Annotated in this window: 34 protein-coding genes and 2 pseudogenes; 32 read left to right on the forward strand and 4 right to left on the reverse strand. The window is 70.8% G+C overall.

The genetic code is table 11. From position 1 onward, the window contains the following. Nucleotides 1–29: 29 nt before the first annotated feature. The 32 genes and pseudogenes from rplP to pfkA form a co-directional block, all read left to right on the forward strand. Nucleotides 30–431, forward strand: a pseudogene (rplP, locus tag BSZ37_RS22505) (50S ribosomal protein L16); the annotation flags it as partial. Next, nucleotides 408–866, forward strand: a complete 459-nt coding sequence (locus BSZ37_RS22510; RefSeq protein WP_425442616.1) for a helix-hairpin-helix domain-containing protein — start codon at nt 408–410, stop codon at nt 864–866. The pseudogene rplP and the gene BSZ37_RS22510, both read left to right, overlap by 24 nt. 48 nt (nt 867–914) lie before the next feature. Beyond that, the gene (gene rpmC, locus BSZ37_RS10595) at nt 915–1,124 is read left to right on the forward strand and encodes a 50S ribosomal protein L29 (protein ID WP_218830469.1); all 210 of its coding nucleotides are present in this window, start codon (nt 915–917) and stop codon (nt 1,122–1,124) included. Nucleotides 1,125–1,325: 201 nt separating this feature from the next. Then, the gene (gene rpsQ, locus BSZ37_RS10600) at nt 1,326–1,613 is read left to right on the forward strand and encodes a 30S ribosomal protein S17 (RefSeq protein ID WP_095510523.1); all 288 of its coding nucleotides are present in this window, start codon (nt 1,326–1,328) and stop codon (nt 1,611–1,613) included. Nucleotides 1,614–1,671: 58 nt separating this feature from the next. Next, nucleotides 1,672–2,040 (forward strand): 50S ribosomal protein L14, encoded by a 369-nt coding sequence (gene rplN / locus BSZ37_RS10605; RefSeq protein ID WP_095510524.1) that lies wholly within the window; start codon nt 1,672–1,674, stop codon nt 2,038–2,040. A 4-nt stretch (nt 2,041–2,044) separates the two neighbouring features. Continuing rightward, complete coding sequence (gene rplX, locus BSZ37_RS10610; protein ID WP_095510525.1) at nt 2,045–2,431, forward strand: 50S ribosomal protein L24; 387 nt, start codon at nt 2,045–2,047, stop codon at nt 2,429–2,431. Nucleotides 2,432–2,528: 97 nt separating this feature from the next. Next, on the forward strand, nt 2,529–3,098 hold the full coding sequence (rplE, locus tag BSZ37_RS10615) for a 50S ribosomal protein L5 (RefSeq protein ID WP_095510526.1): 570 nt from the start codon (nt 2,529–2,531) through the stop codon (nt 3,096–3,098). Nucleotides 3,099–3,120: 22 nt separating this feature from the next. Further along, entirely contained in the window at nt 3,121–3,438 is a 318-nt protein-coding gene (gene rpsN / locus BSZ37_RS10620; RefSeq protein ID WP_095510527.1) for a 30S ribosomal protein S14, read from the forward strand. Nucleotides 3,439–3,536: 98 nt separating this feature from the next. Continuing rightward, nucleotides 3,537–3,938, forward strand: a complete 402-nt coding sequence (gene rpsH / locus BSZ37_RS10625; protein WP_095510528.1) for a 30S ribosomal protein S8 — start codon at nt 3,537–3,539, stop codon at nt 3,936–3,938. 54 nt (nt 3,939–3,992) lie between these two features. Next, entirely contained in the window at nt 3,993–4,559 is a 567-nt protein-coding gene (gene rplF / locus BSZ37_RS10630; protein ID WP_095510529.1) for a 50S ribosomal protein L6, read from the forward strand. Between the two features lie 104 nt (nt 4,560–4,663). Further along, a complete protein-coding gene (gene rplR / locus BSZ37_RS10635) occupies nt 4,664–5,014 on the forward strand; it encodes a 50S ribosomal protein L18 (protein WP_095510530.1) in 351 nt (116 codons plus the stop codon). A gap of 20 nt (nt 5,015–5,034) precedes the next feature. Beyond that, nucleotides 5,035–5,595: a 30S ribosomal protein S5 gene (gene rpsE, locus BSZ37_RS10640; protein ID WP_095510531.1), complete on the forward strand. Its 561-nt coding sequence runs from the start codon at nt 5,035–5,037 to the stop codon at nt 5,593–5,595. Nucleotides 5,596–5,659: 64 nt separating this feature from the next. Continuing rightward, nucleotides 5,660–5,839: a 50S ribosomal protein L30 gene (gene rpmD / locus BSZ37_RS10645; RefSeq protein ID WP_095510532.1), complete on the forward strand. Its 180-nt coding sequence runs from the start codon at nt 5,660–5,662 to the stop codon at nt 5,837–5,839. Nucleotides 5,840–6,032: 193 nt separating this feature from the next. Further along, nucleotides 6,033–6,494, forward strand: a complete 462-nt coding sequence (gene rplO, locus BSZ37_RS10650; RefSeq protein ID WP_095510533.1) for a 50S ribosomal protein L15 — start codon at nt 6,033–6,035, stop codon at nt 6,492–6,494. A gap of 59 nt (nt 6,495–6,553) precedes the next feature. After that, nucleotides 6,554–7,891 (forward strand): preprotein translocase subunit SecY, encoded by a 1,338-nt coding sequence (gene secY / locus BSZ37_RS10655; protein ID WP_095510534.1) that lies wholly within the window; start codon nt 6,554–6,556, stop codon nt 7,889–7,891. Continuing rightward, on the forward strand, nt 7,891–8,733 hold the full coding sequence (gene map, locus BSZ37_RS10660) for a type I methionyl aminopeptidase (protein WP_095510535.1): 843 nt from the start codon (nt 7,891–7,893) through the stop codon (nt 8,731–8,733). Before secY ends, map begins: the two co-directional genes overlap by 1 nt. A 36-nt stretch (nt 8,734–8,769) precedes the next feature. Beyond that, entirely contained in the window at nt 8,770–8,988 is a 219-nt protein-coding gene (gene infA, locus BSZ37_RS10665; protein WP_095510536.1) for a translation initiation factor IF-1, read from the forward strand. A gap of 166 nt (nt 8,989–9,154) precedes the next feature. Continuing rightward, nucleotides 9,155–9,271, forward strand: coding sequence for a 50S ribosomal protein L36 (gene rpmJ / locus BSZ37_RS10670; RefSeq protein WP_095510537.1), 117 nt, complete (start codon nt 9,155–9,157; stop codon nt 9,269–9,271). 73 nt (nt 9,272–9,344) lie between these two features. Then, a complete protein-coding gene (rpsM, locus tag BSZ37_RS10675) occupies nt 9,345–9,725 on the forward strand; it encodes a 30S ribosomal protein S13 (protein ID WP_095510538.1) in 381 nt (126 codons plus the stop codon). 142 nt (nt 9,726–9,867) lie between these two features. After that, nucleotides 9,868–10,281, forward strand: a complete 414-nt coding sequence (gene rpsK, locus BSZ37_RS10680; protein WP_095510539.1) for a 30S ribosomal protein S11 — start codon at nt 9,868–9,870, stop codon at nt 10,279–10,281. Between the two features lie 140 nt (nt 10,282–10,421). After that, nucleotides 10,422–11,024, forward strand: coding sequence for a 30S ribosomal protein S4 (gene rpsD, locus BSZ37_RS10685; RefSeq protein WP_095510540.1), 603 nt, complete (start codon nt 10,422–10,424; stop codon nt 11,022–11,024). A 76-nt stretch (nt 11,025–11,100) separates the two neighbouring features. Further along, the gene (locus BSZ37_RS10690; RefSeq protein ID WP_095510541.1) at nt 11,101–12,078 is read left to right on the forward strand and encodes a DNA-directed RNA polymerase subunit alpha; all 978 of its coding nucleotides are present in this window, start codon (nt 11,101–11,103) and stop codon (nt 12,076–12,078) included. A gap of 68 nt (nt 12,079–12,146) precedes the next feature. After that, nucleotides 12,147–12,728: pseudogene (rplQ, locus tag BSZ37_RS22650) on the forward strand (50S ribosomal protein L17); the annotation flags it as partial. A 422-nt stretch (nt 12,729–13,150) separates the two neighbouring features. Further along, on the forward strand, nt 13,151–15,433 hold the full coding sequence (locus BSZ37_RS10700) for a RelA/SpoT family protein (RefSeq protein ID WP_095510542.1): 2,283 nt from the start codon (nt 13,151–13,153) through the stop codon (nt 15,431–15,433). 224 nt (nt 15,434–15,657) lie between these two features. Then, a complete protein-coding gene (locus BSZ37_RS10705) occupies nt 15,658–16,047 on the forward strand; it encodes an HU family DNA-binding protein (RefSeq protein WP_095510543.1) in 390 nt (129 codons plus the stop codon). Between the two features lie 92 nt (nt 16,048–16,139). After that, a complete protein-coding gene (ruvX, locus tag BSZ37_RS10710; protein ID WP_095510544.1) occupies nt 16,140–16,574 on the forward strand; it encodes a Holliday junction resolvase RuvX in 435 nt (144 codons plus the stop codon). 79 nt (nt 16,575–16,653) lie between these two features. After that, nucleotides 16,654–17,241, forward strand: a complete 588-nt coding sequence (def, locus tag BSZ37_RS10715) for a peptide deformylase (RefSeq protein ID WP_095510545.1) — start codon at nt 16,654–16,656, stop codon at nt 17,239–17,241. A 96-nt stretch (nt 17,242–17,337) separates the two neighbouring features. Next, nucleotides 17,338–17,574, forward strand: coding sequence for a hypothetical protein (locus tag BSZ37_RS10720; RefSeq protein WP_095510546.1), 237 nt, complete (start codon nt 17,338–17,340; stop codon nt 17,572–17,574). A gap of 46 nt (nt 17,575–17,620) precedes the next feature. Further along, nucleotides 17,621–18,448, forward strand: a complete 828-nt coding sequence (locus tag BSZ37_RS10725) for a ZIP family metal transporter (protein WP_095510547.1) — start codon at nt 17,621–17,623, stop codon at nt 18,446–18,448. A 27-nt stretch (nt 18,449–18,475) separates the two neighbouring features. After that, on the forward strand, nt 18,476–19,132 hold the full coding sequence (gene aat / locus BSZ37_RS10730; RefSeq protein ID WP_218830470.1) for a leucyl/phenylalanyl-tRNA--protein transferase: 657 nt from the start codon (nt 18,476–18,478) through the stop codon (nt 19,130–19,132). 48 nt (nt 19,133–19,180) lie between these two features. Beyond that, nucleotides 19,181–20,164 carry an N-acetylmuramoyl-L-alanine amidase-like domain-containing protein gene (locus tag BSZ37_RS10735; RefSeq protein ID WP_095510548.1) on the forward strand — a complete coding sequence of 328 codons (984 nt, stop codon included), beginning with the start codon at nt 19,181–19,183 and terminating at the stop codon, nt 20,162–20,164. Between the two features lie 167 nt (nt 20,165–20,331). Continuing rightward, nucleotides 20,332–21,312 carry a 6-phosphofructokinase gene (gene pfkA / locus BSZ37_RS10740; protein WP_095510549.1) on the forward strand — a complete coding sequence of 327 codons (981 nt, stop codon included), beginning with the start codon at nt 20,332–20,334 and terminating at the stop codon, nt 21,310–21,312. 40 nt (nt 21,313–21,352) lie between these two features. Here the strand turns inward: pfkA and BSZ37_RS10745 are convergent, their stop codons facing one another. The 4 genes from BSZ37_RS10745 to BSZ37_RS10760 are packed head-to-tail and all read right to left on the reverse strand — an operon-like array spanning nt 21,353 to nt 25,727. After that, nucleotides 21,353–22,678: a serine hydrolase gene (locus tag BSZ37_RS10745; RefSeq protein WP_095510550.1), complete on the reverse strand. Its 1,326-nt coding sequence runs from the start codon at nt 22,676–22,678 to the stop codon at nt 21,353–21,355. A gap of 44 nt (nt 22,679–22,722) precedes the next feature. Next, the gene (locus BSZ37_RS10750) at nt 22,723–23,115 is read right to left on the reverse strand and encodes an ATP-binding protein (RefSeq protein WP_179299572.1); all 393 of its coding nucleotides are present in this window, start codon (nt 23,113–23,115) and stop codon (nt 22,723–22,725) included. Between the two features lie 20 nt (nt 23,116–23,135). Further along, nucleotides 23,136–23,501 (reverse strand): STAS domain-containing protein, encoded by a 366-nt coding sequence (locus BSZ37_RS10755; RefSeq protein ID WP_095510552.1) that lies wholly within the window; start codon nt 23,499–23,501, stop codon nt 23,136–23,138. A gap of 24 nt (nt 23,502–23,525) precedes the next feature. Beyond that, nucleotides 23,526–25,727 carry a PP2C family protein-serine/threonine phosphatase gene (locus BSZ37_RS10760; protein ID WP_095510553.1) on the reverse strand — a complete coding sequence of 734 codons (2,202 nt, stop codon included), beginning with the start codon at nt 25,725–25,727 and terminating at the stop codon, nt 23,526–23,528. Nucleotides 25,728–25,849 lie beyond the last annotated feature (122 nt).

Genomic DNA, 25,849 nt, shown 5'->3' on the forward strand with positions numbered 1-25,849 from the left:
CAGCAGCACACACATAGACTGAATTTGCCATGTTGATGCCGAAGCGGACCAAGTTCCGCAAGATGCAGAAGGGCCGCGTCAAGGGCCTCGCCCAGCGCGGGTCCCGCGTCACCTTCGGCGACTACGGGATCAAGGTCCTCGAGGCCGGCTGGATCACGTCCCGCCAGATCGAGGCCGCCCGTATCGCCATGACGCGCAAGATGAAGCGCGTCGGGAAGGTGTGGATCCGCGTGTTCCCCGACAAGCCGATCACCAAGAAGCCGGCCGAGACCCGAATGGGCAAGGGCAAGGGTTCGCCCGAGTACTGGGTGGCCGTCGTCAAGCCCGGCCGGATCGTGTTCGAGATCGGCGGCGTGGACGAGGAACTGGCGCGCGAGGCCATGCGCCTCGCCATCCAGAAGCTCCCGATGAAGGCCAAGTTCGTGGTCCGGCCCGAGGCCCAGCCCGTGCCGATCCCGGACAACGTCACCGGCGACGACTCCGGCCTCACGGCGGAGGTCACGACGGAGGACCTGACCAAGATCTACGGCCTCGGCGACACGATGGCCGAGCAGCTCCGGGCCGCCGGGATCGACACGTATGCCAAGCTCGCCGACGCCGACCTCGACAAACTCCGCGAGATCGTGGAGTCCGACGGCGCCGACGAGCAGTCGGTCAACGAGGAGACGTGGGCCCAGCAGGCGCGTTACCTCGCCGACGGCGACTTCGACGGCCTCGACGAGTACGTCGAGGGCCTGCGCGAGGCCGACGGCAACGTGGTCGAGATCGACGAGCCGGAGGCCGAGACCGCGACCGAGGAGGCGCCCGAAGAGGGCGCGCCCGAGGCCGAGGCCGGCGAGCCGTCCGACGACGAGACCAAGGCCTAGACCCGACTCTATAGCACCTGGCCCCGGGCTCCGGCTCGGGGCCTTTCCATGACCGATATGAAAGCCAACGAGATCCGCGACCTCAACGAGGCCGAGATCCGCCAGCGGATCGCCGAGGAGGAGCGGGACATCACCGACCTCCGCTTCCGGCGCTCCGTGACCGGGCTCGAGAACCCGATCGTGCTCCGCCAGAAGCGGCGCGAGATCGCCCGCATGAAGACCATCCTCCGGGAGAAGTCCGAGGAGGCCGGCGCCTAGCGCGCCGCGCGCCACCGCGTGAAGCTTCGGTGGGGGAGGGGGCGCTGCCCCGGCTCTGACTGAACCTTCACCGGGTGCGTGCCTATCCTCACTTTTCCCGCCGGGCGCAGTGCCCGGCCCGCGCTCCGGCGCACCAACCGTAGTTGGTGGGGTCCCGGCCCACCAAGCGAATAGCAACCCGCCCGCGAGGGCACCCAGGCTATGGCAGACACCCAGCAGACCGCCGAGGCGGTCGCCGAGCGCGGCGCGCGCAAGTTCCGCGTCGGCCTCGTCGTCTCCGACAAGATGGACAAGACGATCACCGTGGCCATCGCGCGCCAGGTGAAGCACCCCGTCTACGGCAAGTTCGTCAAGCAGACGACGAAGCTGAAGGCCCACGACGAGACGAACGACGCCAACGAGGGCGACACCGTTCGCATCCAGGAGACCCGCCCGCTGTCGAAGACGAAGCGGTGGCGGCTCGTGGAGGTCGTCGAGCGCGCCCGATAACTCTCTTCCCGCACGGGACCGCCCGGCCTTGTCGGTCGGTCCGCACTCGGCACCACCCATGATTCAGCAAGAGTCCCGACTCAACGTCGCCGACAACAGCGGGGCCAAGGAGGTCCTCTGCATCCGCGTCCTCGGCGGCTCCGGCCGCCGCTACGCCCGCGTCGGCGACATCATCGTCGTCTCGGTCAAGAACGCCATCCCCGGCGGCAACGTGAAGAAGGGCGACGTCTCCCGCGCCGTCGTCGTTCGGACCAAGAAGGAGCTCCGCCGGCCGGACGGCTCCTACATCCGCTTCGACGAGAACGCCGCCGTCCTCCTCAACGACGCCGACGAGCCCCGCGGCACGCGCATCTTCGGGCCCGTGGCCCGCGAGCTCCGCGACCGCCAGTTCATGCGGATCGTCTCCCTCGCCCCCGAAGTCCTCTAGAGCGATGCCGCGCACGACCAACAAGCAGAAGAAGCTCCACGTCAAGAAGGGCGACACCGTCGCCCTGACGAAGCGGATCACGGCCCACGGCGGCGGTCAGAACGACCGGCCGAAGGGCTACCAGGCCCGCGTGCTCGAGGTCTACCCGGAGAAGCAGACCGTCCTCGTCGAGGGCGTCAACCTCCGGCTCAAGCACACCAAGCCGAACCAGACCTACCCCAACGGCGGGCGCATCGAGGCCGAGCGGCCCATCCACGTCTCGAACGTGATGCCCACCGACGGCAACGGCGCCCCCACCCGAATCGGTCGCAAGCGCGTCGAGGACCCCAACACGGGCAAGGCCCGCTGGGTCCGCTACGCCAAGACGACCGGCGAGGAGCTCGACAGCTAACACCGGCGGCCCCGAGCCGCCCTTCCCGTCCACGAGGCCGCCCGCCTAGGCCGACCCTCCCGGGTCCACGAACGGCCGGCTTGACGACGACAATACCATGGAGAACTACGTCCCCCGCCTGAAGGAGCGCTACCGCTCCGAGGTCGCGCCGGCGCTCACCGAGCAGTTCGGCTACGAGAACCGCATGCAGGTGCCCCGACTGCTCAAGGTGGTCGTGAACAAGGGCATCGGCGAGGCGTCCCAGAACAAGAAGGTCCTCGACGACGCCGTCGAGGAGCTCCGCAAGATCACCGGCCAGCAGCCGACCGTCCGCAACGCGCGGAAGTCGATCTCGAACTTCAAGCTGCGGGAGGGCATGCCCGTCGGCGCGGCCGTCACGCTCCGGGGCGACCGGATGTGGGAGTTCGTCGACCGCCTGGTCACGCTCGCCCTCCCGGCCGTCCGCGACTTCCGCGGCATCCCGGACCGGAGCTTCGACGGCCGCGGCAACTACACGCTCGGCGTCAAGGAGCAGATCATCTTCCCGGAGATCGACATCGACAAGACGCCGCAGATCTCGGGCCTCGACATCACCTTCGTGACGACGGCCGACACCGATGAGGAGGCCTTCGCCCTCCTGAAGGGCCTCGGGATGCCGTTCGTCCGGCGTCAAACCCAGGAGGCGTAACCCCTAGCAACCCAGAGATCCCATGGCCAAGACCAGCGTCATCGCCCGCGAGAAGAAGCGCCGGAAGGCGGTCCAGAAGTACGCCAAGAAGCGCGCCGAGCTCAAGGAGCAGCTCCGCCAGCTCAAGTCGTCGGAGGACTTCAACCCGGCCGAGGCCCAGGCCATCGCGGAGGAGCTCCAGAAGCTCCCGCGCGACGCCAGCCCGGTCCGCCTCCACAACCGGTGCGCCCTGACGGGCCGCCCGCGTGGTTACCTCCGCACGTTCGGCGTCTGCCGAAACGTGTTCCGCGAACTGGCCGTCGAGGGCAAGATCCCCGGCGTCCGCAAGTCGAGCTGGTAACGCGACCGCTGGCGCTTGCCGCCAGCCGCGCCGACCGGCACCGAATTCCACCCCTCTAGCGGTCAGGTGGGGGCGACCCCAAACCGACCGAAGACACCATGAGCGCAATTAGCGACCCCGTCGCGGACTACCTCACCCGGATCCGCAACGCCCAGAAGGCCCGCCACCCCTACGTGGACGTGCCGGCCTCGAACCTCAAGCGGGCCATCACCCAGATCCTCGTCGACAAGGGCTACGTCGCCGACTACGTCAACGTCGAGGACAACAAGCAGGGCCTGATCCGGATCTACCTCAAGTACCTCCGGGGCGGGAAGCCGGTCATCCAGCGGCTCGAGCGCGTCTCGAAGCCGGGCCTCCGCCGCTACGTGGGCGCGGAGAAGCTCCCGCGCGTGATGAACGGCCTCGGCGTGGCGCTCGTCTCGACGAGCCGCGGCGTGATGACCGACAAGGAGGCGCGGCGCGCCGGCATCGGCGGCGAAGTGCTCGCCTACGTCAGCTAACCCGATTCTCTCACCGCGAGGCGCCGGCGGGGCGGCCTCACACCCCAGACTCCCATGTCCCGAATCGGAAACCTTCCTATCCCGGTCGTCGACGGCGTCACCGTCGACGTGGCCGACAACAACCACGTCACGGTCAAGGGCCCCAAGGGGCAACTGGGTCTCGACGTGGACCCCGACATCATCGTCGAGCAGAAGGACGGCGAACTCATCGTCTCGCGCCCGACGGAGCAGAAGCGGCACAAGGCGCTTCACGGCCTCACGCGCTCGCTCCTGGGCAACATGGTCCAGGGCGTGACCGAGGGCTACTCGAAGGACCTCGAGGTCATCGGGGTCGGCTTCCGGGCCGAGGCCAAGAAGATGGCCGGCCTCGACGTGCTCGAGCTCGCGCTCGGCTTCTCGCACCCGATCTACTTCGTCCCGCCGGACGGCATCGAGATCGAGGCCGAGACGGTCCGTGGCCAGAACCCGAAGGTCAAGGTCTCGGGCATCGACAAGCAGCTCGTCGGGCAGGTCGCGGCCAAGATCCGCGCCCTCCGTCCGCCGGAGCCCTACAAGGGCAAGGGCGTCCGCTACGCCGACGAGTTCGTCCGCCGGAAGGCCGGCAAGACCGCCGCTCGCTAATCCACTCCTCGGCCGGCCTCGGGATCACGCCCGAGGCGGCCGGACTCACCACCTCTGTGCGTGGCCGGACGGCCAACCCGTCGGCCCGAAGCGCACCCCGAATCATGGCAAAGACCGCCCATAAGGTCACGCAGCGCCAGCGCATCCGCCGACGCATCCGCTCGAAGATCTCCGGCACGCCGGAGCGCCCGCGCCTCGCCGTGTTCCGCTCGAACAAGCACATTTACGCCCAGCTCATCGACGACTTGGCCGGCCACACGCTGGCCGCCGCGTCGACACAGGAAGGCGAGGGCACGATCGGCGTCGACGCCTCGAAGGCCGTCGGGCAGCGGATCGCCGAGCGGGCTAAGGAGGCCGGCATCGAGCGGGCCGTGTTCGACCGCGGCGGCTACCGCTACCACGGCAACGTCCAGGCGGTCGCCGAGGGCGCCCGGGACGGCGGCCTCCAGCTCTAAACCCCCACACCACTCCATTCATGGCACAGCAGCAGAACCGAGGCGGTCGCGGGGGCCGTGGCCGCCGGAACGACGGCCGCGACAACGAGGCGAACCGTTCGAACCTCATCGAGAAGCTCGTCGCGGTCAACCGCGTCGCGAAGGTCGTCAAGGGCGGCCGGCGCTTCTCGTTCAACGCCGTCGTCGTCGTCGGCGACGGGAACGGGCGCGTCGGGCAGGGCCTCGGCAAGGCCAACGAGGTCGCCGACGCGATCTCGAAGGGCACCGAGGACGCCAAGAAGAACATGATCGCGGTCCCGGTCACGGGCACGAGCTCGATCCCGCACGCCGTCCGCGGCGTCCACGACGCGGGCATCGTTCTCCTGAAGCCGGCCACCGAGGGTACCGGCGTCATCGCCGGCGGTGGCGTCCGCGCCGTCCTCGAGTGCGCCGGCATCTCGAACGTGCTCTCGAAGAGCCAGGGCTCGTCGAACCCGCACAACCAGGTCTCGGCCACCATGGAGGCGCTCAAGCAACTCCAGGACCCGGCCGAAGTCGCCGCCCGCCGCGGCGTCACCATCAAGCAGGTCTTCGAGGGGTAGAACGGGGAGAGGGGGCTCGCGCCGCCTCGCCCTGACGCCTCACGCACCACGCAGTACGAATCCCATGGCGCAGATCAAGATCACCCAGACGCGGAGCCAAATCCGCCGGCCGGGCGACCAGAAGAAGACGCTCACCGCCCTCGGCCTCGGCCGGATCGGCAAGACGAACACGGTCGAGGAGACGGACCAGATCAAGGGCATGGTTGCCAAGGTCCGGCACCTCGTCACGGTGGAGGCGGCGTGAGCCCGCGCCGGCCCGCTGGCAGACGCCGGCGGATCGGGCCTTTCACCAAAAACCGAACCGAGGTCGGCCCGGCTCCCTGCCTGGCCGGCCTATCTTTTACGGGCGCCGCCATCGGCGCCGCGCCCGCCTCGGGCGCCTCGCGAGTCGGCCCGCCTGGAAGGGCGTCCGCCGGCGTCTCTAGCCACACCATACGATGGACCTCAGCAACCTGAAGCCCGCCAAGGGCTCGACGAAGAACCGCAAGCGCGTCGGCCGCGGCGAGGGCTCCGGCCACGGCGACACCGCCACGCGTGGCCACAAGGGCCAGAAGAGCCGCTCGGGCGGCAAGATCCCGACCTGGTTCGAGGGCGGCCAGATGCCGCTCCAGCGGCGCGTTCCGAAATTCGGGTTCAAGAACCGCAACCGCGTCGCCTACGACCCGATCAACATCGGCCGCCTCGCGGCGCTGGTGGAGGAGGGGCGGCTGGAGGCCGGCGCCACCGTCTCGCCCGAGACGCTCCGCGCGCTCGGCATCGGCGGGAAGAACGGCCGCTACAAGATCCTCGGCGGTGGCGACTTCGACGTCAAGCTCGACGTCCACGCCCACGCGTTCTCGGCCACGGCCAAGGAGAAGATCGAGGCGGCCGGCGGCTCGGCCACCGTCGTCGAGGCCTAGGGGAGAGGTCGGGGCCCCGCCCCACCCTCAGTCCCCATCCCCTGAACCCCCATCGAAACATGGCCTCCGTCGCCGAATCGATCCGCAACATCTGGAAGATCCACGAGCTCCGGCAGCGGATCCTCTACACGCTCGGGCTCCTCGTCGTCTACCGGCTCGGGTCGTACGTGACGCTCCCGGGCGTCGACGCCATCGCGCTCCAGGAGCTCGCCAACGCCAACCCGAACCAGGGCGGCCTGTTCGGCCTGTTCGACCTGTTCGTGGGTGGCGCGTTCTTCCGGGCTGGCGTGTTCGCGCTGGGCATCATGCCCTACATCACCGCGAGCATCATTATCCAGCTGCTCGGGGCCGTGTGGGCGCCGATCCAGAAGCTGCAGCGTGAGGGGGAAGACGGCCGGCGGAAGATCACGCAGTGGACCCGCTATGGGACCATCGGAATCACGGCGCTCCAGTCGATCGGCTACGCGATCAACCTCCAGGCCACGAGCGGACAGGCCATCGTGATCCCGGAGTGGGCGTTTACCGTCGTCTGTGTGATCTGCCTCACGGCGGGCACGACGTTCGTGATGTGGCTTGGTGAACGGATCACCGAGAAGGGCATCGGCAACGGTATCTCGCTCGTCATCATGATCGGGATCATCGCCTTCCTGCCGCAGTCGTTGCTCAACGAGCTGCCGCAGATCGGGGGCGTTGGCCGGGCCGACACGAACATCTTCATCTTCCTGATCGAGATCGCGGCCCTGTTCATCGTGACGGCGGGCGTCGTCTTCGTGACGCAGGGGACGCGGCGGATCCCGGTCCAGTACGCCAAGCGCGTGGTCGGCCGGAAGCAGTTCGGCGGGACCACGCAGTACCTCCCGCTCCGCGTCAACGCGGCGGGCGTCATGCCGATCATCTTCGCGCAGTCGATCATGTTCATCCCGAGCACGATCGCCTCGTTCTTCCAGGAGAGCACGTTCTGGCAGACGGTGGGCACGGCGACAGGCGACATCTTCGGGTTCTGGTACTCGGCGATCTTCTTCGTCATCTGCGTCTTCTTTACGTACTTCTACACGGCCATCGCGGTGAACCCGCAGGAGATGGCGGACACGATGAAGCGCCAGGGCGGCTTCATCCCGGGCGTCCGCCCGGGTCGCCAGACCAGCGAGTTCATCGACACGATCCTGACGCGGATCACGCTGCCGGGCGCGCTCTTCATCGGCTTCGTCGCCATCCTGCCGGCGATCGCCGCGCAGTTCGGCGTCCAGCAGGGCTTCGCCCAGTTCTTCGGCGGGACGAGCCTGCTCATCCTCGTCGGCGTGACGCTCGACACGCTCCAGCAGATCGAGAGCCACCTCCTCATGCGGCACTACGACGGGTTCATGAAGACGGGTCGCGTCCGCGGCCGGCGCCGGTAATGGCCGTCGGGCGCATCCAACTCAAGACCGACGCCGACGTCGCGGGCATCCGCGAGGCGGCGAAGGTCGTGGAGCGCGCCCTCGCGGCCGCGGCCGCCGAGATCCGCCCGGGCGTCCAGACCCTCCGCCTCGACGAGGCCGCCGAGGCGGTCATCCGCGACGCGCACGGTCGGCCGGCGTTCAAGGGCTACCGGCAGGGGAACGACACACCGCCGTTCCCGGGCAGCCTCTGCATCTCGGTGAACGACGTGGTCGTCCACGGCATTCCGAGCGAGTACGAGCTCCGCGAGGGTGACGTCGTGACGGTCGATTGCGGCGTCGAACTCGACGGGTACTTCGGCGACTTCGCGTACACGTTCGAGGTCGGCGAGGTGGCGCCCGAGGCGAAGGCGCTCCTCGAGGCCACGCGCCAGTCGCTCTACGAGGGCATCGGGCAGGCGACGGCGGGCAACCGGATCGGCGACATCGGCCACGCCGTCCAGAGCTACTGCGAGAGCCGCGGCTACGGGGTCGTCCGCGACCTCGTGGGGCACGGCGTCGGGAAAAGACTCCACGAACCGCCCAACGTCCCGAACCTCGGGCGGCGGGGTGTGGGTAAGAAACTGCGCGAGGGCCTGACGATCTGCATCGAGCCGATGATCAACGGCGGCACGGGCGACGTCACGGTCGACGCCGACGGCTGGACCGTCCGCACGGCGGACGGCGCGCCGAGCGCCCACTTCGAGCACATGGTGCTCGTGAAGCGCGGCGGCGCCGAGATCCTCTCGTCCTGGGCCCTCGTTGAGGCCGCGCTCGCGGCCAACGCCGAGGCGCCCACGCCGGCCGCCGCCGGCACCCCCTAACCGACAGCATCACCCCCCGCGCTCCGGCGCTCCCGCATGGCGAAGCAGCCCGCGATCCGACAAGACGGCAAAGTCACCGAGGCCCTCCCGAACGCCCAGTTCCGCGTGGAACTGGAGAACGGACACGAGATCCTGGGTCTCCTCTCCGGCAAGATGCGGAAGTTCTACATCCGCATCCTCCCGGGCGACCGCGTGACGGTCGAGATGTCGCCCTACGACCTGTCGAAGGGCCGGATCGTCTACCGCTACAAGTAGCGGCCCCCTCGGGCTGACTCGCTCCACCTCGGCACCGAGGCGGACGGGCTCGGCGCGGGATGGGCGGGCTTTTCACGCCATCTGGGGCACATCTGCCCCCGCGCGGAGCGTTCTTCCAGGCCGGCCTCTCCCGGCCGACCCCGACACTCATCGACTCAGACGACCCATGAAGGTTCGCGCCAGCGTCAAGAAGCGGTCGGCCGACGACAAGATCGTCCGCCGCAAGGGCCGCATCTACATCATCAACAAGAAGAACCCCAAGCACAAGCAGCGCCAGGGGTAGAGCCTCCCGGGAGGCGCGAGCGCGGAGTGCTCGCCGGCCCTCCCGGAGCTCCCAGTTCAACACACTCAAGACTATGCCTCGAATCGCAGGAGTCGACGTCCCGGGCCGCAAGCGTGGCGAGATCGCGCTGATGTCCATCTACGGCGTCGGCCAGAGCCGGGCCAACGAGATCCTGGAGCGGGCCGGCCTCGACGCCGACACGTACCCGGACGAGTGGTCCGAGGACGAGACGCGCCGCGTCCGCACCCTCATCGAAGACAACTACGTCGTCGAGGGGTCGCTCCGGACGGAGACCCAGCTCAACATCAAGCGGCTGATGGACATCGGCTGCTACCGCGGGCTCCGGCACCGCCGCAGCCTCCCGGTCCGCGGCCAGCGGACGAAGACGAACGCCCGCACCCGGAAGGGCCGCAAGAAGACGGTCGCCGGGAAGAAGAAGGCGCCGCGCAAGTAGCGCCCCGCCGGTCGCACCGCGGCCGCCGGTACCTCCTTTCGGGAGCGCACGCACGCAGGCACCGCCGCTCGGCGGTCACCCCTGACGCGCTCGCACCGCACTCCGAACACCTCCGAGCTCTCGGGCTCTCACCCTCAGCACCATGGCGAAGCAGCAAGGCGGCGACCGCCGCCGCAACCAGCGCACCGCTCGCAAGAAGAAGGTCCAGGTCGAGTCGAACGGCAACGCCTACATCAAGGCGTCGTTCAACAACGTCCTCATCACCATCACCGACGCCTACGGCAACACGATCTCGTGGAGCTCGTCGGGCAAGATGGGCTTCCGCGGCTCGCGGAAGAACACCCCGTACGCGGCCCAGGTCGCGGGCACCGAGGCGGCCAAGGAGGCCTACGACCTCGGGCTCCGCCGCGTCGACTGCTACGTGAAGGGCCCCGGCTCCGGCCGCGAGGGCGCCATCCGCGCGCTCGCCATCGCCGGCCTCGAGGTCCTCTCGATCCGCGACACCACCCCGATCCCCCACAACGGCTGCCGGCCCCCGAAGCGCCGCCGCGTCTGACGCACGGTGCCGGGCATAACCGTCCGGCTGCGCCCGCCTCGGTCGCCCGCTCTGCGGAGTGGCCGGGGGCGGACCGCACGTAGTTCCTCCGCCGCCCCGCAGCCTCGGGGCGAGCGAACTCACGAGACATCACAGAAGCAATGGCCCGTTACCGCGGACCCAAGCAGAAGGTCGCCCGCCGCTTCGGCGAGCCCATCTTCGGCCCCTCGAAGGCCCTCGATCGCAAGCCCTACGGCCCCGGTCAGCACGGCAACGCCCGCCGCCGCCGCGAGTCCGAGTACTCCGTCCAGCTTAAGGAGAAGCAGAAGGCGAAGTACACCTACGGCCTCCTCGAGCGCCAGTTCAGGAACCTCTTCGAGAAGGCGGCCCGGAAGAAGGGCGTCACCGGCGAGAACCTCCTCCAGTTCCTCGAGGCCCGCCTCGACAACGTCGTCTTCCGCCTCGGCTTTGCGCGGACGCGCCGCCAGGCCCGCCAGCTGGTGACGCACGGTCACGTGATGGTCAACGACCGCGTCTCGGCCATCCCGAGCCACGGGCTCCGCCCCGGCGACATCGTCGAGGTCCGGCCCAAGTCGAAGAACCTCGACGTGATCCGCGACGCGGCCAACGTGAACCGCCGGAGCTACCCGTTCCTGGAGGTCGACCGCGACGGGCTCAAAGGCAAGTTCCTGGATTACCCGGCGCGTGAGGACGTCCCGGAGAACATCCGGGAGCAGCTCATCGTCGAGCTCTACTCGAAGTAACCCGCCCGGCGCCGGGCCGGCGGATCTCGCCGGTTCTGGGGCCGACGCTCTCATTCAGACAACGACAAGCCTCATTATGGCACAGATTCAGCTCCAGATGCCCGACGGCGTTCAGGTCGAGGAGATGAACGAGACGTATGGGCGGTTCGTCGTCCAGCCGCTCGAGCGCGGCTACGGCGTGACCATCGGGAACGCGTTTCGGCGCGTTCTTCTCTCGTCCCTCTCCGGCACGGCCATCACGGCCGTCCGCATCGACGGCGTCCAGCACGAGTTCTCGACGATCCCCGGCGTGACCGAGGACGTGACCGACATCATCCTCAACCTCAAGGGCGTCCGGTTCCGGGCCGAGGAGGAGGACGAGGGCTCGGTCTCGATCCACCTCGAGGGCCAGGGCGACTGGACCGCGAAGGACATCGCCGACAACACGGCGGACTTCGAGGTCCTCAACCCCGACCACCACATCGCCACGCTCGCCGAGGACGCCGACGTCCGGATCGACCTCCGCATCGAGCAGGGCCGCGGCTACGTCGGCGCCGAGGAGAACAAGCGGGCCGACGACCCGATCGGCGTGGTGGCCATCGACGCCATCTTCACCCCCATCCTCAACGTCCGCTACAACGTCACGCCGACCCGCGTTGGCGACAAGATCGACTACGAGCGGCTGACGCTCGAGGTCGAGACGGACGGGTCGCTCTCGGCCGAGGACGCCCTCACGAACGCGGCGGCCATCCTCCGCGATCACATCGGCCTCTTCGTCGAGGTCGACACGTCGGCTGGCGAGGACGAGGAGGAGACGGAGGTCGACGCCGAGGTCCAGCGCGTCCGGGCCATCCTGGGCCAGTCGGTCGACGACCTCGACCTCTCGGTCCGCGCCCAGAACTGCCTCCGCGCCGCCTCGATCAAGACGATCGGCGACCTCGTGCGCCGGGAGGAGAGCGAGATGCTCAAGTTCCGGAACTTCGGCCGCAAGAGCCTCCTCGAGCTCGTCCAGGTCCTCGACGAGCGGGGCCTCCGCTTCGGCATGGACGTCGAGCGCTACGGCGAGTTGAACTAGATCGGTACGGGGTACACGGTACGGGACGCGTCCCGGCCGGTCCCCAGTACCCTGTACCAAGTACCGAAATGAAACACGGAAAGAAGATCCTCAAGATCGGCCGGACCGCCTCCCACCGGAAGGCCACGCTCCAGTCGATGTCGGCCGCGCTCCTCGAGCACAAGCGGATCACGACCACGTTCGGCAAGGCCAAGGCGCTCCGCCGGTTCGTCGAGCCCATCATCACGCACGGCAAGGACGACTCGACGCACTCGCGTCGCCAGGCCTTCCGGAAGCTCAACGACAAGGCGGCCGTCAAGCGGCTCTACGACGAGGTGGCTCCCGAGGTCGGCGACCGGCCCGGCGGCTACGTCCGGATCGTGAAGCTCGGCCAGCGGGCCGGCGACGCGGCCGAGATGGCCGTCGTCGAGCTCGTCGACTTCAACGACGTCCAGCCGGAGGGCACGGGCGGTTCCAAGAAGCGGACGCGTCGCGGTGGCGGCGGCGGTCGCCGGCGGAGCAAGTCCTCGACCCCGGCCGCCTCGACCCCGGCCGCCTCGACGCCGACGGAGGCCGCCCCGGCCCCGTCGACCGAGCCCGCCGAGGCGGAGCCGGTCGAGGAGACGCCCGCAGACGAGACGACGGCGGAGGCCCCGGCCTCCGAGGAGTCGCCCGTCACGGACGCTCCCGCCGAGGACGCGCCTGAGAACCCGAAGGCCGAGGCCGCCGGCAGCGACGCTGCCACGCCCGACCCGGCCGGCGCCGTCCAGGTCCCGCCGCACGCCGACGAGCACCCGGACGCCGCCCAGGGCGCACCGACCCAGACCGGCGAGCCCGGCCCGGGCGCCGACGCCGAGAACCTCGGCCGGAGCCACGACAACCGCTAAGGCGATCGCCTGACGCGCTGGCGTTCGCCGCCAGGCGCACGGTCCCGCGGGGCCCCGTTCTTCGGAGCGGGGCCCCGCGTTCGTTCGTGTCCGCCACGGGAACGCCGCCGAGGTGGGCGGGGTGGGGGAGGGACGCGCGGGCTCTTCCTACTTTGCGGGCCCGATCGCTCGTCCCTGGGGCGTTCTCACCGGACGCCGCCGCCCCCATGATCCAGGCCTCCGCCGACCTCCACCGCCAGCTCGACGGCCTCGTCGTCGCGCCCGACTACGAGCGCCGCCTCCGCGTGCTCTTGGAGCACTGCCAGCGGAATCTCCCCTCGGTCGACGAGGCCATGATCCGCCGCGCCTTCCGCGTGGCCTACTGGGCCCACCGCGACGACCGCCGCGCCTCCGGTGAGCTCTACATCTCGCACCCCCTGGAGGTCGCGCTCATCGCGGCCAAGGACATCCGGATGGACGACGTGACCGTGGCGGCGGCGCTCCTCCACGACACGGTCGAGGACACGGACCTGTCGCTCGACCTCCTGGAGAGCGAGTTCGGCACCGAGGTCGCGCGGATCACCGATGGCGTGACCAAGATCGGGAGCGTGTTCGAGAACCGGGCGCTCGGCCGGGCCGAGAACGTCCGGAAGCTCATGCTCTCGATGGCGTCGGACGTCCGCGTCATCCTGGTCAAGTTCGCCGACCGGCTCCACAACATGCGGACGCTCGTGGCGATGCCGACCGAGAAGCAGCTCCGCATCGCGGCCGAGACCGCGGACCTGTTCGCGCCGCTGGCGCACCGGTTCGGGCTCCACGAGGTCAAGACGGAGCTCGAAGACCTCTCGCTGAAGTACCTCCAGCCCGAGGCCTACCGCGAGATCGCCGACGGGCTCAACGCCAAGCGCCGCCAGCGCGAGCGGTTCATCGAGCGGTTCATCGAGCCGCTCCGCGAGGAGCTGAAGGAAGCCGGGTTCGCCTTCGACATCTACGGCCGGCCGAAAAGCATCACGTCGATCTACAGCAAGATGAAGCGGCAGGGCGTCGGCCTCGACGAGGTCTACGACCTGTTCGCGATCCGCGTGATCCTTCACACGACGGGCAAGCAGGGCCGCGAGGACTGTTGGCGCGTCTACTCGACCGTCACGGCCAACTACCCCCCGGTCGACGGGCGGCACCGCGACTTCATCTCCAAGCCCAAGTCGAACGGGTACCAGAGCCTCCACGCGACGGTCATGACGCCGGAGGGCCGGCCGGTCGAGGTCCAGATCCGGACGCAGGAGATGCACGAGGTCGCCGAGCGCGGCGTCGCGGCCCACTGGAAGTACAAGGAGACGCCGGGAGGCGACGGCGCGGCCCCGGCCGGCGCCGGTGATGCCCGCGTGGACGAGCTCTACGCGTGGGTCCGCGACCTCCTCGAAAACCCCTCGCCCGACGACGCCGGCGAGTTCGTCCGCCAGTTCCAGCTCAACCTCTACGACGAGGAGATCTACGTCTTCACGCCGGCCGGCGAGCTGGTCACGCTCCCGACCGGCGCCACGCCCGTCGACTTCGCCTTCCAGATCCACTCCGAGGTCGGGTTCCACTGCATCGGGGCGAAGGCCGATGGGAAGATGGTCCCGCTCAGCTACCGGCTCCAGTCGGGCGAGCAGGTCGAGATCCTGACGTCGAAGCGCCAGACGCCCAACCCCGACTGGGCCACGTTCGTCGTCACCCACAAGGCGCAGGCGCGGATCCGCCACTGGATCAACGAGCGTCGGCGGAAGACGTCGGCGCACGGCCGGGACCTGCTAGACAAGAAGCTCGCCCGCGCCCACCTCGAGCCCGACGAGCAGGCCATCAACCGCCTCGCCGCCGACCTCAAGTTCGCCTCGACCCAGCAGCTGTTCTACGAGATCGGCTCCGGCAAGTACGACCCGGCCGACTTCGTGGCGGCGCTCAAGAAGGGCCTCCCCCCGGAGGCGCCCGAGTCGGACGTCCCCGAGGGCGTCTCGCCCGCCCTCCTGGAGGTCGACGAGATCGACTTCCGCGAGGACGCCCGCGAGCGCGTCGGCGGCCGGACGGCCCTCGTCATCGAGGGCGAGCGCCACACCGACCTCGCCGTCGAGTACGCTGCGTGCTGCGGTCCCATCCCCGGCGACGACGTGTTCGGGTTTCTCTCGCGGACCGGCGTCGTCAAGATCCACCGGAAGGGGTGCAAGAACGCGAACCACCTGTTCTCGGACCACGGCGAGCGCGTGATCCCGGTCGAGTGGAGCCGCCAAAAGGACGTCCAGTTCTCGGCCACGCTCCGCGTCGTCGGCGAGGACCGCGTCGGGATCGTGAGCGACATGACGGCCGTGATCTCGAAGAGCCTCAAGACCAACATCCGCTCGATCACCGTGACGTCCGAGGACGGGATGTTCGAGGGGACCATCGTGCTCTACGTCAGCGACGTGAAGCAACTCCGGCGGATCATGAAGCGGCTGGGGCGGCTCGATGGGATCTACGGCGTGTACCGCGAGGAGTAGGGGAATCCTTGGGTCTCGCGGTGGTATGTGCGTTATCGGCGCCTGGGGCGCTGGGGGAGGGGTGAAACTTTGACTCTGACCCGACGCAGTTCGTTGATCGGCGTAGGTTTGTGACTCTATTCCCCGATTCCAGGCTCCCCGTGCGGGCGGAGCCTATTCCCTGTGACAACCGGCCTCGCGCCCGCGTCGGTATGTGCGCGGTGCGAGGCCACCTTCCCACCACGATGGCTTCCAATTCCAACCGCACGCCGACCCTCACGAAGAAAGACGTCGCTCGCGAGGTCGCCGCGGCGTCCGGCGAACCGCTGTACAAGTGTGAGCCGTGGGTCCAGGCGACGATCGACGCCCTCCGAGACCTCATGGCCGGGGCCGACCCCGAGCTCCGCATCGAGCTCCGCGACTTCGGCGTCTTCGAGGTCAAGAAGACGAAGGCCAAGCCGAAGGCCCGCAACCCGAAGACGAACGAGACGGTCTTCATCCCGGCCCGCCGCAAGACGCACTTCAAGCCGGGCAAGAAGCTCCGCGAGACGCTCCAGGAGCCGCTCCAGGAACTCGGCTACGCGATCCCCGAGGGCAGCGCTGATCACCCCGCCAACCGGAAGCAGGCGGCCTGACCACGACGCGACGGCGAGGCCACCCCGCCCGCCTCGGTGACCCCGCGGCCCGCCAGCGAGACGCGTCGCCGGCGGGCCGCTAGCTTTCCGGCATGGACCTCCCGCCCCGCGTGGCCGGGGTCGACTACGGCGCCCGTCGCGTCGGCGTCGCCCTGGCCGACCCGCTCCGTCTCGTCGCCCGCCCGCACGGGACGTTCGCGCCGGGCGCGGCGCTCGCTGAGCTGGCCCGGCTGGTGGACGAGGACGGCGTCGGCGTCATCGTCGTCGGGTGGCCGCTGACGGACGACGGGGCGGAGGGGCACGCCGTCGACCGCGTCCGGCCCTTTCTCGGGCGGCTTAAGAAGGCCGCGCCCAGCGCCGAGGTCGTCGTCCAGGACGAGCGGGAGTCGTCGCGCCGCGCGCTCCGTGACCTCGTCGAGGCGGGCGTGTCGAAAAAGCGCCGCCGCCACAAAGGGACGCTCGACGCGGCCGCGGCGTGCGTCATCCTCCAGGACTGGCTGGATGAGCAGCGCTCTCCGTTCGGGTGAAGGGTGGGCTGAGACCCCGTCCGGCCGGGATCCTCAGCCCCGCACTGGGCTATCCTTTGCACCCGAACCGCGACACCCGATGGTCCTCCCGATCTACGCCTACGGCCAACCCGTCCTCCGCGAGCGCGCGGCTGAGATCGAGTCTGACAGCCCCGAGCTTCAGGCGCTCATCGACGACATGATCGAGACGATGTCCGTAGCGCACGGCGCCGGCCTCGCCGCGCCCCAGGTCGGGCAGTCGATCCGCCTCTTCGTGGCCGACCTCACGTCGTACGCCGAGGACCTGGCCGAAGACAACGACGGGGAGGTGCCGGACTACGCGACGGGCCCGCTTGTCTTCATCAACCCGGAACTGGTCGTGGAGGAGGGGGCGCCGGAGATCGACATGGAGGAGGGGTGTCTCTCGATCCCGGACCTCCGGGAGACCATCTCCCGCCCGGACGCGTTGCGGATCCGGTTTCTGGACCGCCACTTCCAGCCGCACGAGTGGCCGGTCGAGGGGCCGCTCGCGCGCGTGATCCAGCACGAGACGGACCACCTCGACGGCGTCCTCTACCTCGACTACCTCTCGCCGCTCCGGCGCAAGTTCCTGGGCCGCCGGCTCAAGGCCATCGCCCGTGGGGAGTGCGAGGCCGAGTACCCGATGGCGTTCCGCGACGACGCCTGACGCGTCGGTTCGCTCGGTCGGCCCCGGCCCCGGCCCCGAGACCCTGGACCCCGCGCGGCGGGCCGGAGTAGGAGCGGCTCCCACCCCTCAACCCCGATGGCCGACTCCGAAAACATGGACGATCCCAAGGACCTCCGCGACCAGCGCCCCGATTACGTCGAGGACAAGTCGGGCTCCGGCGACGTCGACGGGGAGGACCATTCCGAGGAGGAACAGCCGACCGTCGGGACCGACCCCCAGGACACCGGCGACACGGATGTGCAGAAGCCGCACGTGGAGCTCGACGAGGACGCCGTGCGGGAGGCCGAGCGGGAGGGGAAGGGCTATCGGTAAGCGCGACCGTCGGCGCCGCGTCCGTCGGGCCCCTTAGACTCCGCCCGTGTCCGCACCGGTCGCCGCGCTCCTCTCCGTCCTCGCGATCTCGCTGGCCTCACTGGCCGGCGCGCTCACGCTGTCGCTCGGCCGCGCCCGGCTGGAGCGCGTGATCTTCCTCCTCGTGGCGTTCGCCGTCGGCGCGATGCTGGGGGGCGCGTTGCTCCACCTCATCCCGGAGAGCTACGAGGCGCTCGGTGGCGGGCCGAAGACCGGTCTGCTCGTGCTCGCGGGCGTCGTCGCGTTCTTCGTACTCGAGAAGTTCCTCCACTGGCGCCATCAGCACGGGGCGCCGGAGGCGCTCGAGGGCGCGAGCGGCCACGTCCATCACGGGCACCATCACCACGGGCACGCCCACCTCGGCGCCGAGGCGGGGGGGGGCGCGGCGCCGTTCGCGCTCGTCAACCTCGTCGGGAGCGTGGCCCACAACGTGATCGACGGGGCCATCGTCGCGGCGGCCTACCTCGTCTCGATCCAGACCGGCGTGGTGACGACGCTGGCCGTGATGCTCCACGAGATCCCCCAGGAGATCGGCAACTTCGGCGTGCTCGTCTATGGCGGGTACCCGCCCCGGAAGGCGCTGATGTACAACTTCATCGCCGGGCTCGGCGGGCTGGTCGGCGCCGGCCTCGTGCTCCTGCTCGGGAGCGGCGTCGACGGCCTTGCCGACTACCTCCTCCCGATCACGGCGGGCGCGTTCCTCTACATCGCCGGCAGCGACCTCATCCCGGAGCTCAACCGCCGCCACAGCTACCCCGCCACGAAGGCCGTCGGCCAACTCGTGATGATGCTGCTCGGGATCGCGATCATGGCGCTGCCGTTGCTCTGGGAGTAGGGGCGCTCGTCAGGCGGCTCACGGGCCGTGAGGCGGGCGCGCCGCGTCCCATGCCACCGACTCCGCGAGCCCATCCTCACGCCCGACCTCCTGCTGGCCGCGTACCAGATCGGCGTCTTCCCGATGGCCGACGCCGACGGGTCGATCGCGTGGTATGCGCCGGACCCGCGCGCCGTCCTCCCGCTCGACGCGTTCCACGTGCCGAAAACGCTCGCCAAGACGGTCCGCCGTGGGGAGTTCGAGGTGGTGGTGGACCGGGACTTCGAGGGGACCATGCGCGCGTGCGGGGCGCCGGCGCCGGACCGACCGGAGACGTGGATCTCGGAGGAGATGGTCGAGGCCTACGTCGCGCTCCACGACCTCGGGTACGCCCACTCCGTGGAGTGCTGGCAGGACGGGGCGTTCGCGGGCGGGCTCTACGGCGTCGCGCTGCGGGGCGCGTTCTTCGGCGAGAGCATGGTGACGCGCGTCCGGGACGCGTCGAAGGTGGCACTCGTGCACCTCGTCGAGCGGCTACGGGCGGGCGGGTACCAGCTCCTCGACACCCAGATGGCGACGCCTCACCTCGAGCGGTTCGGCGTGGTCGAGATCCCGCGCGAGACGTTCGAGCGCCGCCTCGGCCTCGCCCTCGCCGCCGAGGCCGACTGGGCCGCCATTGAGCGGACCGAGGGGGCGGACCGGTAACACTCGGGCGCGTCGGGCGTTCACCCCTCCCGTCGCCCCGTCGCCCCGATGCTCCGTCTCGTCCTCGCCCTCAGCCTGACCGCCCTCGGCGCAGCGTGCAGCTCCCGCCAGTCCGAGCCCGGGTTGCCCGCCTCGGTCGAGCGCGCGCCCGAGGCGGAGGTCCTCCCGGCGACGCCGCCGGTCTCGAACGCCGCCCCCGTGGTCGCGGCCGCTGCGGCCGACGCGCCCGCCGACACCGTCGAGGCCGCCGAGCAGGCGACGCGGGCCACCTTCCGGCAGATCCTGGACGACGCGGCGGCGCAGGACGTGGCCTCGCGGCCGTACGGCGAGATCGTCCAGTGGGTCGGCGAGCAACTCCTCGGCGTCCCGTACCGCGCCGGGATGCTCGACGCGCCCGCGTCCGAGACGCTCGTCGTTGACCTCACGGCGTTCGACTGTGTGCTCTACATCGAGAACGTCCTGTCGCTGGCGACGGCCATCGCGACGGGCGAGACTAGCTACCAGGCCTACACCGACGGCGTCCGCACGCTGCGGTACCGCGACGGCGCGCTCGACGGCTACTGCTCACGGCTCCACTACTTCTCGGACTGGATCCGCGACAACGAGCGCCGCGGCACCCTCCAGAACGTGACGCAGGCGATCGGCGGCCAGCCGTTCGAGAAGCGGCTGACGTTCATGGGCGAGCACCGCGACGCGTACCCCAAGCTGGCCTCGGACTCGACCTACGCCTGCATCCTCGACATGGAGGCCTCGCTCGCCGGCACCGAACTGTTCTACGTCCCCCAGGATCGGATCTCGACGGTCTACGACTCGCTCCGACCCGGCGACATCATCGCGACGGCCACGAGCATCGGCGGGCTCGACGTGACGCACACCGGGTTCGTTCACAAGACGGACGCCCACACCGGGTTCATGCACGCCTCGCTCTCGTCGGACCGCGTCAAGATCTCCGACGACCTCCAGAGCTACGTCCAGGGGATTTCGAGCCAGGTCGGCGTCGTCGTCGTCCGCCCGCTGGACCCGCGGGGGTGAAGGAGCGAGAGGATCGGGAGCGGGGCGGTGCGGTCTGAGTCGAGCGCGTCTGCCAGTTCCCGGTTCCCCTTTCCCATCGCCGGCGAGCGCCGCGAGCCTCACGCTGTCTTCGTCGCGCACGGCCGGCCGTCTCGCCCGATCTTCGGGTGTCTCCCCACACCACTGGCATGGACCTCAAGCGCATCGGCGTGTTCACCTCGGGCGGCGACTCGCCCGGCATGAACGCGTGCATCCGGGCCTCGACGCGGCGCGCCATCGCCGAGGGCCTCGAGGTCATCGGGATCAAGCGGGGCTATGCGGGGATGATCGACGGCGACTACGTTGAGATGGACCGGCAGTCGGTCTCGAACATCCTCCAGCAGGGGGGCACGATCCTCAAGAGCGCGCGCTCGGAGCGGTTCCGGACGCCGGAGGGCCGCGCCGAGGCGGCCGCCAAGCTCCGCGAGGCCGGCATCGACGCGCTCGTCGCGATCGGCGGCGACGGGACGCTCCAGGGCGCGACGCACCTCGCCAACGAACACGGGATCGCCGTCGTCGGCTGCCCCGGGACGATCGACAACGACCTGTTCGGGACGGACGAGACGATCGGGTTCGACACGGCGCTCAACACGGCGCTCGACTCGATCGACAAGATCCGCGACACGGCCGACGCCCACGACCGGCTGTTCCTCGTGGAGGTGATGGGCCGCGACACCGGGTTCATCGCGCTCGCGTGCGGCATCGGCGGCGGCGCCGAGCTCGTCCTCATCCCGGAGATGATGACCGACGTCATCTCGATCAAGGACCGGATCCTGTCGCTGATGGCGGCCCAGAGCCGGTCGAGCATCGTGGTCGTGGCCGAGGGCGACGAGCTTGGCGGGGCCCACCGGATCCGCCAGGCGCTCGCCGAGGACCCGGCGTTCGACCGGATCGACACGCGCGTGTCGGTCCTCGGCCACATCCAGCGCGGCGGCTCGCCGACGGCCCGCGACCGCGTCCTGGCCTCCCGCCTCGGCGCAGCGGCCGTCGAGGCGCTCCTCGAAGGCCACGACGGTGTGATGGTCGGCATCGTGAACAACGACCTCAAGCTGACGCCGATGCGCAACGTGTGGGCGCGGAAGAAGGACGTCGACTACGACCTCCTCCAACTCACGGCGCTCCTCAGCTAGCGGCCCGACCTCGTCGGCCTCGGCGCCGAGGCCGGCGGGGTCACCGGACGACCACGAGCGGTCGGGCGGTGCGCTCCGTCCCGGCCGTCAGCACGATCCGGTACGCGCCGGGCGCGAGGGCGGAGACGTCGAACACCGCACGGGTCTCGCCGCGCGGGCGGGGCCCCTCGACGAGCACCGCCACGCGTCGGCCAAGAGCGTCGACGACCGTGAGGGCGACCGCCTCGGGCGCGTCGAGGGCAAAGCCGACGGAGACGAGGGAACGGGCCGGGTTCGGGGCGGGAGGATGGAGGCGAAGGGCCGGAGCGGGAGATGCGCCAGTGGCGACGGGCGCCGCGAACGCCTCGCGGACGAGTCCACGGAGCGCGACGTAGGTCGGCACGACGTCGGCGAGCGTGCCGCGGGTGATCAGGACGCCCCCGAGGCCCGCCTCCAGGTCGATCCACGGCGCGACGCCGGTCTCGCTAAGTGCACTGGCCACTCGCAGCGAGCTGTCGAGGCGGAGGTCCTCACGCCACACGCCGAGGCCGTAGCGGATCACCTCCGACGGGGCTCGCTCGGGGTAGGCGTCCATCACCGGCCCGTACGGTGTCGCGACGAACGCGGCGCCGGCGGTCTGGTCAGAGAGGATCGTCTCGACGGTTTCTGAGGCGAGGATCTGCTCGCCGTCGGAGAGGCCGCCACCGAGCATCATCTCGAGGAAGGCGGCGAGGTCGTCGGCCGTGCCGCTCGCGCCGCGGGCGATGCCGGGGTTGCGGGAGCTGTCGTAGGCCGTGCCGACGAGCCCGAGCGGGCCGGCGAGGACGTCTCCGAAGAGGGCCGTCCACCGCCGCCCGGTCTGGAGCTCGGCCATCCGCGCCGCGAGGTGGAGCGAGGCGTCGCCGTGGGCGAACGCGGCGCCCGGCTCCGCGACGAGGTCGAGCGTCACGACGTCGTCGACGCACGCCGGGAGCGTCGTCGCCGGGTCATTCAGGCAGGCGGGGGCGTCGACGCCCAGGCCGGTGGGGAAGCCGGAGACGTGGGCGGCGAGCTGGCGGACCGTCACACCGCGCTTGTCCCCCTCGGTGTCCGGAAAGAAGCTGGCGAGCGGGGTGTCGAGGTCGAGCGTCCGGTTCGCGTCGAGGGCCGCGAGGACGGCGCCGGACAGCCACGACGTCGTGGTCCCGAGCGGGACGACCTCTCCGAGGGCGCCGTCGCCGTACGCCGCGCGGTAGCGGACCGTGTCGGCGTCGACCACCACGAGGACGGCGCCGCCGCCGAGCGCCACCAGGGAGTCGGTGAGGAGCGCGTCGATGGCGCTCGCGTCCTGCGCCGCGCTTGGGCCAGCACCGAACCACAGAGCGAGGAGGGCGGAGGCGAGGCGCATGGCGGGCGGGGGCTGGCCGGTGGACGCGGTTCCCGCCCTCGGGCTTACTCCCGTTCGACCGTCATCCGGACCTCGTTCGTCCCGCGGTCCCAGCGGTAGGCCAGGTCGTCGACGAGCCGGCGGATGAGGTGGAGGCCGTAGCCGTGCTCGGAGTGCTTCTGAACGACCTCCTGGGCCGGCGTCGCCGGCGCCGACGTCGGGTCGAACCGGATGCCGCGGTAGCGGATCACGACGGTCAGCCGGCCTCGGCCGGGCGCGCCGCGGACGACGACGTGCCCGCCGTCGGTCATCCCGTGCTCGATGGCGTTTGCCACCGCCTCGTCGACGGCGAGCTGGAGGCGGCGCGCGCGCGCGTCGCCGAGGCCGGCCGCCTCGGCCCACACGCCGACGCGGCGCCGCACCCGGGCCAGCTCGGCCGTGTCGCCGCGCACGCGCATGCTATGGGCCTCCGCGCCCATTAGGCGCCCTCGAAGGACGTGACGGCGCCCTCGACCGTCTCGTGCATGTCGAACACCGTCGGGAAGCCGAGGAGGTCGAACACCTCGAACACCCGCTCCGGGAGGGCCGCGATCTTGAGGTCACCGCCCCCGTCGCGCGCCGGCTCCACGAACGCCATGAACACGCCGAGGCCGGCCGACGACACGTAGTCGAGCCCGGACCCGTCGGCGACGAGCCGGGCGTCGCCGTCGTCGAGGCAGGCCTGGAGCGCGGCCTCGAAGTCGGGCGCCGTGTGGGCGTCGAGCTCGCCGCGGAGGGCGAGGACGCGGACGGGCGCCTCGGGCGTGCCGGTGCGGCGGTCGAAGGAGACGGAGAAATGGCTCATCGGGTCGGGTGTAGTCGGGCGAAGTCAGACCGGGAGGTCGGGGTCGGCGGGGAAGGCCGCGCGCTCCGTGACCGGCGGGCCGTCGGAGACGTCGGCGGGCTCGACGGGCTCGCCGCGGCCGGTCCACCGGAGCAAGACGAACGTCGTGTCGTCGTCGGGCTCGTCGCTGCCGGACCACGCGCGGTGCTCGGCCAGGAGGAGGTCGCGGAGGTCGAGCGCGCCGACGTGGGCGTGCTGCTCCACGAACGCCGCGAGGCGGTCGTAGCCATACTCCTGGCCTTGGGCGTCGCGGGCTTCGGTGAGGCCGTCGGTGTAGAGGAGGAGCGTGTCGCCGGGGGCCAGCTTCACGCACTGCTCGCGGAGCGTCTTGCGGAACGTGGCCCCGGCCCGGTCGAGGCCGATGGCGAGCCCGTCGCCGCGGAGGAGCCAGCGCCCGCCGTCGGGCCGCTGGCGGTCGCGGACGAGCACGGCCGGCGTGTGCCCTGCGCGGGCGAGGGCGAGCGTCCCCTCGCGGGCGTCGACGACGGCGTAGACGGCGCTCGCGAACACGCCGCGGCCGAGCGACGGCGCGAGCGCGTCGTTGGCGCCGGCCAGGAGCTCGCCCGGCGACCGCGTGAGGCGGCTGCCGGCCTGGAACACCCCTTTCAACTCGGCCATGTAGAACGCGGCCGGCGTGCCCTTGCCCGAGACGTCGGCCACCATCACCCCGACGCAGTCGTCGCCGATCCGGACGACGTCGTAGTAGTCGCCGCCGACCTCGCGGGCCGGGCGTTCGGCCGCGGCCAGCTCCAGGCCCTCGACCTCGGGGAGCGACTGGGGGAAGAGCCGTTTCTGCACCTCCCTCGCCAGCGACAGCTCGCGGGCGAGGCGCTCGCGCTCGAGCGCGTCGGCGAACAGGTCGGCGTGGGAGAGCGAGAGGGCGGCCTGGCCGGCGAACGTCTCGAGCGCGGCGAGGTCGTCAGGTTCGAAGGCGTCGGCGGTCGTGCGGGCCACGAGCAGGACGCCTCGCGTGAGCCCGCCGGGGCCGTCGATGGACGAGGCGCCGAGCGGGAGCGTGACGAGGCTGGCGACGCCATCGCCTGGCCGAGCGCGGACGCGGTGGTCGGCCTCGGCGTGGGAGAGGACGAGCGCGCCGTCGGCCTCAGCCGCGGCGCGGTACAGGGCGTCCGCGTCGGCGGCCCGCGTCGCGGCGTCCAGCGTCAGTCCCGAGGCGGCCACGACCGTCGGCCGGATGTTGCCGTGGGAGGGGTCCGTCAGCGCGACCCACGCCGCGTCGCCGAGCCGGGCGTCGACGGGGCCGCGGGCGATGGCGGCCGCCAGTTCCGCCCGGTCGAGGACGCGGCCGGAAAGGTCGGCGAGCGAGCGGAGCGCCCGGCGCTCGCCGGCCCGCTGGTCTTGGGCCGCCGCCGTCGAGAGCCCGAACAGGAGCGAGAGGGCCGTCGCCAAGCCGTACAGCGCGCCGAAGACGGTGACGGACAGCACGAGCGCCGCGAGCGACCGGCTCAGCACGGCGGTGTACGGGAAGTCCGGGATCCGCCCGGTCCCGTCGCCGACGGGCAGCGCGCCCGGTCCACCGAACTGAACGTAGAGGAGGGCCACCATCGTGGCCGACAACCCCAACGCGAGGGCGCCGGCGGCGACCCGGTGCCGGCGCGCGAGGTCGCTGATCCATCGCTGTCGGAGAGCGAGCGCGACGCCCGCCAACACGGACGCGGCCCCGAACACGGCCATCGCCGTCGGCACGTAGACCACCAGCGGCCGCCCGGCGACCGTCAGCGCGGTGAGGACGGTGAGGCCGAGGAAAGTGGCCCACAGGAGGAGCGTCGACCGGCGGCGGCCGTGGAGCGCGAGCGGCCGGAGTGAGGCCAGGAGCGTCGCTCCGAGCGCGGCCTCGGAGGTCCCGAGGACCGCGGCCCAGACGACCGTAAGGGTCCGGTCGGGGAGCCCGGTCTTGGGGTCGATGTACCCGTCGAACCCCGCGCCGACCGCGAGGGTCAGGACGAGGACGCCGAGCCCGAGGCCGAACGGGACGGCGAGGCTCCGAAGCGGGCCCGTTCGGCCGCCGGTCCCGGCAAGCGCGAAGTACAGCGCCGCGGCCGCTCCAACGGCGAGCACGTCGAGGCCGATCGCGGCGGCCAGCCCGGCCGCGGCCCCGCCGGTGACGGCCGCCCCCCGGGCGGCGGCCACCACGGCCAGGCCGAGGACCGCGCCGACGCCCAGCGACACGCGCCGGGGGGCGGTGGCCAGCAGGGCGCGGAACGCGCGTCGGGTGGTGGGCAGCGGGGAGGACAGGGCGGGGCGGGCGGCGAACCGCTGTGTTCGGTCGCGGGAGCGCGGGGTTGCGAATA

This window comes from Rubrivirga marina (assembly GCF_002283365.1).
Taxonomy (GTDB): domain Bacteria; phylum Bacteroidota; class Rhodothermia; order Rhodothermales; family Rubricoccaceae; genus Rubrivirga; species Rubrivirga marina.